At 23.9% G+C, this 7408-nt stretch carries 5 protein-coding genes and 2 pseudogenes; 5 read left to right on the forward strand and 2 right to left on the reverse strand.

The window, feature by feature from the left end:
- The 5 genes and pseudogenes from AB668_RS00990 to aspS form a co-directional block, all read left to right on the forward strand.
- Positions 1–1008 (forward strand): annotated as a pseudogene (locus AB668_RS00990) (transposase); the annotation flags it as partial.
- 330 nt (positions 1009–1338) lie between these two features.
- On the forward strand, positions 1339–1590 hold the full coding sequence (locus tag AB668_RS01000) for a hypothetical protein (RefSeq protein ID WP_050517240.1): 252 nt from the start codon (positions 1339–1341) through the stop codon (positions 1588–1590).
- Between the two features lie 33 nt (positions 1591–1623).
- Positions 1624–2031: a hypothetical protein gene (locus tag AB668_RS01005; RefSeq protein ID WP_050517241.1), complete on the forward strand. Its 408-nt coding sequence runs from the start codon at positions 1624–1626 to the stop codon at positions 2029–2031.
- Between the two features lie 809 nt (positions 2032–2840).
- On the forward strand, positions 2841–4094 hold the full coding sequence (gene hisS, locus AB668_RS01010; protein WP_050517242.1) for a histidine--tRNA ligase: 1254 nt from the start codon (positions 2841–2843) through the stop codon (positions 4092–4094).
- A 9-nt stretch (positions 4095–4103) separates the two neighbouring features.
- Positions 4104–5828, forward strand: coding sequence for an aspartate--tRNA ligase (gene aspS, locus AB668_RS01015; protein ID WP_050517243.1), 1725 nt, complete (start codon positions 4104–4106; stop codon positions 5826–5828).
- Positions 5829–6151: 323 nt separating this feature from the next.
- On the opposite strand, the pseudogene AB668_RS05435 reads toward aspS, so the two are convergent.
- Both AB668_RS05435 and AB668_RS01025 read right to left on the reverse strand, forming a co-directional pair.
- Positions 6152–6454 (reverse strand): annotated as a pseudogene (locus tag AB668_RS05435) (IS1634 family transposase); the annotation flags it as partial.
- A gap of 440 nt (positions 6455–6894) precedes the next feature.
- Positions 6895–7408 (reverse strand): transposase (locus tag AB668_RS01025; protein ID WP_152908016.1); only part of this gene is annotated, 514 nt, incomplete at its 5' end.

The following is a 7408-nucleotide window of genomic DNA, read 5'->3' on the forward strand; positions in this document are numbered from 1 at the left end:
TCAAGTTTTTTAGAGAAAATAGGTAAGTCTAGTTCAAAAATGGAAGAGTTTATGAACAAGAGACTAGAATATTTTTCTGATCACACAATAATTGTTGATGGAATGCTAAAAAACAACACATCACAAACAAACACTTTTTCTGAGATATCTAGAAAATCAAGAACAAAGGGTTCTCAAAACTTAAACCTAATTTATGCTTACGATATCAATGTTCAAGAACCTGTTGCCAGTTCAGTTTACCCAGGAAATATGCTAGATTACACTGCATTTAGAAACTTTTTAAGAACATATGACATAAAAAATGGATTTTTAATACTCGATAAAGGCTTCAACGATAAAGAATGCAAGATTTTGATGCAACAAAAGAACATCAAGTATCTGATACCTATAAAAATCACAAATAGTATTAAAAGACTAAACCTAAAATCTGGTTTTGATATAACTTTTGCTTATGATGATGACACAATAAGAGCAAAAAAAATCCTTGTAGATGGAAAGTATTATTTTTGTTATAGGTCAACTTTAACAGAATTTACTCAGAAGAAAAATTTTATTAGTCGAACTTATAAAAAAGATGTTTATGATGAAAAAAAACTATTGGAAAAAGAAGATCTTTTTGGACTAATTATTTTTGAATGTAATGGAAATTTAAACATAAAAGATATCTACATCTCATACAAAAAGAGATGAGAAATTGAGTTATTATTTAAGTAATTTAAAAATGTATTAGAACAAAACGAAGGAAATGTTCAGGGAAATTACAGAATAATAGCTACTGAATTTATTAATTTTTTATCATCTATAATGCTTTGCAGAATAAAAAATTACTTACTTGAAAATGGTGTTTTAGAAAATAAAACAATTGGTCAAATTTTTAGATATTTATCAAAAGTAATGAAAAAAAGAAAACCAAGAGTAAGAGAAGAGTGGGATGATGTTGAAACATTAAAATATATTAAAGAACTTATTAAAGTTTTAAAAATATTAAAGAACTTATTAAAGTTTTAAAAATATAGTGTCTGAAATTGGGAATTTTTTAAAGTATCATGATTAATGAGTTATCTTCTAATATGCAAGCTAATAACATGATGGGGAAACTTTTAGGAAATTTATTAGATAAGGGAGATAATGATGTATTTTGAACACTATTCTCTAATGCTCTAGAATTATTTGTAAATTTATCAAGGTTTTTTATTTGATTCTACATCTATAAAAATGCTAATTTTTCAAAAATGTGTGCACATCTATACAGCAAATGTTTTGATTATCAAGAAAAAAAATATAGAAAATTTTTGAAACATAAGACAACACTTATTTTTAGAACAAAATGTTTCTATTTTGAAATATATTTCTGATGAAAATAAAAAAACCTTTGTTAGAAAAATGAATGAAATAAAATTTAAATTTATAAATACTAAAGAAAAAGGAATAGTTAGTTTTATTGAAAAAAATGAACTTTATTTAATAAATCTTTCAAACGCAAAACGAGTTTATGAAACCTTACATAGTGTAAGGGTGGAATATGAAAATATCTTGAGCCTAATTTTAAAATCTAAAAAGATGAAAAAAACAAAAGAATTTATAATCTAGAATGATAGTTTTGTTAAAGAATACATAACATATATGATGTTTAAAAACAAAAAATCAACTTATGAAGATGAATCAGAAGTATTGGTGAGTATAATAAATTCAAAAATAAATGAAAATGTAAAATTATTGTATATTTCAAACACCAACGCAATCATAAGAGAATTACCAACAATCGAAAACATCAAAGGTAATAAAAATGTTTTAGATCGTTTATTTATAGAAGATAGAATAGAATTTAACCAACAAAATATACAAACTTATTTAGAACTTGTAAACACTAAAGATATTACATGAGGTTTTGTAGATTTTTTAAACAGAAATGTTAATAATAAAAACTTTATAAATATTTTTTCTAATATAAATTCTAATCTAATAATTAATCTTATAAAAGATATTGATTTATCAAAAGAAGTAAAAGAAATATTACAAGAAATACAATAAATACAAAAATCTATCTTTTATGGTACTAACTTAAAATGAATGAAATTTACAAAAAAGCTAAAACACAAATAAGTAATTTAGCTATAGTTTTATAGTATTTAATCTATTATATTATCATTTAATAAATTTTTTCTAATACCTGTAATTATTTTTACACGACCATTTAACATTTTATATATAATTCGTTTCAGATAACAATCTCGTTTATTTTTATAACTACCTCGAAAAATTTAGGGTAATTTTACCCTTTTTTCTTCGAGTTATCTAATTAAACAATTCTGATTGATACACAGTTAAATGTAAGATATTTATCTTAAGTTAAGCAGGTTACTAGATAATTTTAATAAAGCAGTTCAAATGTTAAAGATAATAAATACCTTATTTTAAGTTGCGTAATGCTTATAACAACGAATCTTATTTATAAAACAATATCTAGTTGCAATAATCAAAACAAACAGGCTAAAGAATGATCTAAACACAATTACACGAACAAAAAACATGGGGAATTCCATACTTTTTGTTCCTGTTTGTGCAATTTTTTACTAAAACTCGAAAAATTTAGGGTAATTTTACCCTTTTTTCTTCGAGTTATCTAATTTCTGTAATTATATGATATATTAATAATGTAAATATATTATTTACTAGATTGGCAGTGTGGTTCTTGCTGACCCTGGGTGACGTTTGAGATCCCGAAATCCCGAGATTGAACCTTAACGACCTCTTTATGAGGTTGTTTTTTTATATAATTTAATTATCTAATAAAACTGTTTAGTTTATAATTTAATTGTTATATATTAAAGGAGCGTTATATGATTCAAAAACCAAGAGGAACTCAAGATATATTTTTAAAAGAAGCTAAAAAATGAAGAGTTTTAGAAAATAAATTAAGAGAAATATTAAGTTGTTATAATTACTCAGAAATAAGAACTCCAATTTTTGAATCAAAAGAATTATTTGTAAGAAGTGTTGGAGAAACTAGTGATATTGTTTCTAAAGAAATGTATGAATTTACTGATAAAAAACAAAGAGAATTTGTATTAAAACCTGAAGGAACAGCACCAACTGTAAGAGCGTTAATTGAAAATAAATTATACAATCAAGAAAACTTACCATTTAAAACTTATTATATATCACCAATGTTTAGATATGAAAGACCTCAAACAGGAAGAAATAGACAATTCCACCAATTAGGAATTGAAAGTTTTGGAAGTGATGATATTCAACAAGATGTTGAAGTTTTATCAATTGCTTATGATATTATCTTGAAATTACAATTAGCTGATAAAGTTGAAATAGTAGTTAATTATTTATTAACAGGAAAAGAAAGACAAACTTATATTTTTGAATTAAAAAAATATTTACAACAATTTGATTTATGTAATGATTGTCAAACAAGAATTAATAAAAATACTTTAAGAGTTTTAGATTGTAAGATTGATAGTGATAAATTTGATAATGTAGTTAAAATGAAAGACTTTTTAAGTGATGATCAAAAACAAAGATTTGATCTAACAATTAAAACTTTAGAACAATTAAACATTAAAACAGTAATTGGTGATAAATTAGTTAGAGGTTTAGATTATTACACTGGATTTATTTTTGAAATTAAATATGTAAATAAAGGTTTAGGTAGTCAACAAACTTTAATTGCTGGTGGAAGATATAATAATTTAGTTTTAGAAATAGGAAATATAGATATACCTGCTTGTGGTTTTGGAATGGGATTAGAAAGAATTCTAATTACTTTAGATGAAAATAATATAGATATTGATAATATTGATGATAGTTTAGATTTATACACTATTTGTTTAAATGATGATGCTATTTTATTAAATCAACAAATCTTAAAATCAGCTAGATCAAATAACTTAAAGTGTGACACAAACAATATCCATAAATCTTTAAAATCAGCATTTAAACAAGCTGACAAATTTAATTCTAAAAATGTAATTGTTTTAGGAAGTAAAGAAGCAGAAACTAATAGTTTTGTAGTTAAAAATAAACAAACTAATGATCAAGTTACTTATACTTTAGAAAAATGAATTAATGAAATGAAAAAATAGGTGAAAATTATGAAAAGAACTCATACGTGCGGTCAATTAAATATTTCTAATGTTAATCAAAAAGTATTATTACAAGGTTGAATTAGAAAAATTAGAAAAATGGGAGGTAAGACTTTTATCGATCTAAGAGATAGATATGGTATAACTCAATTAGTTTTAGATGATTTTTTTAAAGAACAATTAGTTAATCTTAAAACTGAATATGTAATCGAAATAACTGGACTTGTAGTTGAAAGACAATCAAAAAATCTGGAACTTCAAACTGGAGAAATTGAAATTAAAGTTGAAAATATTTCAGTTATTAATAAATCAGAATTAACTCCTTTTATGATTGAAGATAATATTACAAGTAGTGAAGACACTAGAATGACTTATCGTTATTTAGATTTAAGAAGACCTGAAATGCAACAAAATTTAATTACAAGAGCTAAATTAAATCATGTGATTAGAAACTTTTTAAATAGTAATGATTTTTTAGAAGTTGAAACTCCTTATTTTGCAAAATCAACTCCAGAAGGAGCAAGAGACTTTTTAGTACCATCAAGATTAAATAAAAATAAATTTTATGCTCTACCTCAATCACCACAACTATTTAAACAATTATTAATGATATCTGGAATTGATCGATACTATCAAATAGTTAGATGTTTTAGAGATGAAGATTTAAGAATTGATCGTCAACCGGAATTTACTCAATTAGATTTAGAAATGAGTTTTGCAACTGGTGATGATGTTATGAATCTAGCTGAAAAACTAATTAAAAAAGTTTTACTAGATATTAAAGGTTATGAAATAAAAGATGATCCTTTAAGATTAAGCTATAAAGATGCAATTGATTTATATGGTATTGATAAACCTGATTTAAGATATGATTTAAAAATTCATACATTAAATGATATTTTTAAAAATACTAATGTAAAAATGTTTGCAAATATAGATGATCAAATAATAAGAGCAGTTTGTATAGATAAATTATTAACTAAAAAACAAATCGAACAAGCAGTGGAACAAGTAAGACAATTTGGATTTAGTTCTTTAGGATTTGTAAAAATTGAAAACAACTCTTGATCTGGAAGTTTAGCAAGTCAACTATCTGATCAAGAAAAACAAGATCTAATTAAAGAATTTAATATTCAAACTGATGCAACTATTTTAATGAATTTTGGAAAATACGATAAAATTTCTCAAGCTATGGGAGCTGTTAGAATTTGTTTAGCTAAAATGTTTGATTTAGCTAGTGCTGATGAATTTAAATTATTATGAGTTGTTGATTTTCCTTTATTTGAATACAGTGAAGAAGAACAACGTTATCTTGCAGCACACCATCCATTTACAATGCCAAAAAATGAATCTTTAAATGATTTTGATACTAATAAAAAAGATGCTTTAGCTTATGCATATGATTTAGTTATGAATGGATTTGAAATTGGCGGAGGAAGCCAACGTATTACAAATCCAGATATTCAAAAAAGAATGTTTGATGCAATTGAATTAACTCCTGATAAAGTAGAAATGAACTTTGGATGATTTATGAATGCTTATAAATATGGCGCTCCTTATCATGCTGGTATTGCTTGAGGCTTAGATAGAATTGCAATGATTTTATCAAATACTAATTCTATTAGAGATGTTATTGCGTTTCCTAAAAATGCATCTGGAGTTGATCCTATGAGTAATGCTCCTGATTATGTAAGTGATGCTCAATTAGATGAATTAAATATTAAACTTAAATAATCATAAAAGTTATAACCATTAGAAGTTATAACTTTTTATTTTGTCATTTTGAATTTCTTGTAATTTACTTGAATTAAAAAATATTTTTAAAATTGGATAATATTTTTGTCAATTGTAGTTATTGATAAAAAAATAATTTAAAACAAAATTTTATTTAAACTGTCTAAATACACAACAGAAGGTATATAAAAAAACAAATACCAGAAAAACTGGTATTTGGAATTAAATTAAATATTAATCTCAATTCATTTTTATAAGTTGATAAAAATTATCATCATTAAAACACTCTTTTATTAATACTAAAAAATTCCCAATTTCAGACACTATATTTTTAAAACTTTAATAAGTTCTTTAATATATTTTAATGTTTCAACATCATCCCACTCTTCTCTTACTCTTGGTTTTCTTTTTTTCATTACTTTTGATAAATATCTAAAAATTTGACCAATTGTTTTATTTTCTAAAACACCATTTTCAAGTAAGTAATTTTTTATTCTGCAAAGCATTATAGATGATAAAAAATTAATAAATTCAGTAGCTATTATTCTGTAATTTCCCTGAACATTTCCTTCGTTTTGTTCTAGTACATTTTTAAATTGCTTAAATAATAACTCAATTTCTCATCTCCCGAGTTTTACACTTGTTATACCAACAAATAAATAAAAAAGATGAAAAGTTCAGATTTTAAGGGGTTTTTCATCTTTATCTTACTTCTATTTACTTTTTCCGATGTTATTCTAAAATATTTATAGAATACATTATGATAAAGGAGATAAGATAAATTTTAAAGATTTAACTGTTAAGACATTTTTAGAGTCGTTAGAGGGTATTAAGACAAGAATTGACAAGTTAAACAGGAAATTGTTAAAAGTTTTAGCTATCTAGAAGACTAATGAGATCAAAATGAAAGAACAAACACAATAAAATCACTAATGATAGATGTTGAATTTGATAAAATTTTGAACTCTATAAGATTTAAATAACAATTAAAAAGTTGTTGCACTTTTTAATTTAGCACAACAACTGTAAAACTCGGGTTATAGATTAAAAAAGTTTTAGTCTAATACTATATATTTAATAAATCAGCAAGGTTTTGAACGTATTTCAACATCTTGCTTTTCTTTCATTCTTTACCACTTATCTGTTCCATTTTATAACTTCTTAAATATTCTATTATTTGTTTGAAAGAATAATTTTTGTGCAAGTCCAATTTAATAAATTGGTTCTTAACACGTGTTCCAATTATTAATGATAAGTAGTTTATAAATTCAGTTGTATAAACTTTCATTTCAGAATGAACTCTGGTTTTTGATAATTCTAAAATGTTTTTGTAAAAATTGAACATTTCTTCAATCTCTCATCTTTGATCATAAAGTGTGTATACATCTTCTAAACTCAAATCTACATTTGATTCAAAAGCAATTGTTCCAAAATATTCTTCTTCTTTTTTGAATTCAGAAATATCAAAATTATCTTTTCTCAAATGTCTTTGATACCTACCAATACTTTCTTTTCCAGCAATTTCTAAGTCTTTAAATAAATAATAAAATTTGTTGTTTATTTGTTCTTTAGAACCTAAA

Source organism: Mycoplasma sp. HU2014, from assembly GCF_001199495.1.
Lineage (GTDB): Bacteria > Bacillota_I > Bacilli_A > Mycoplasmatales > Mycoplasmataceae > Mycoplasma.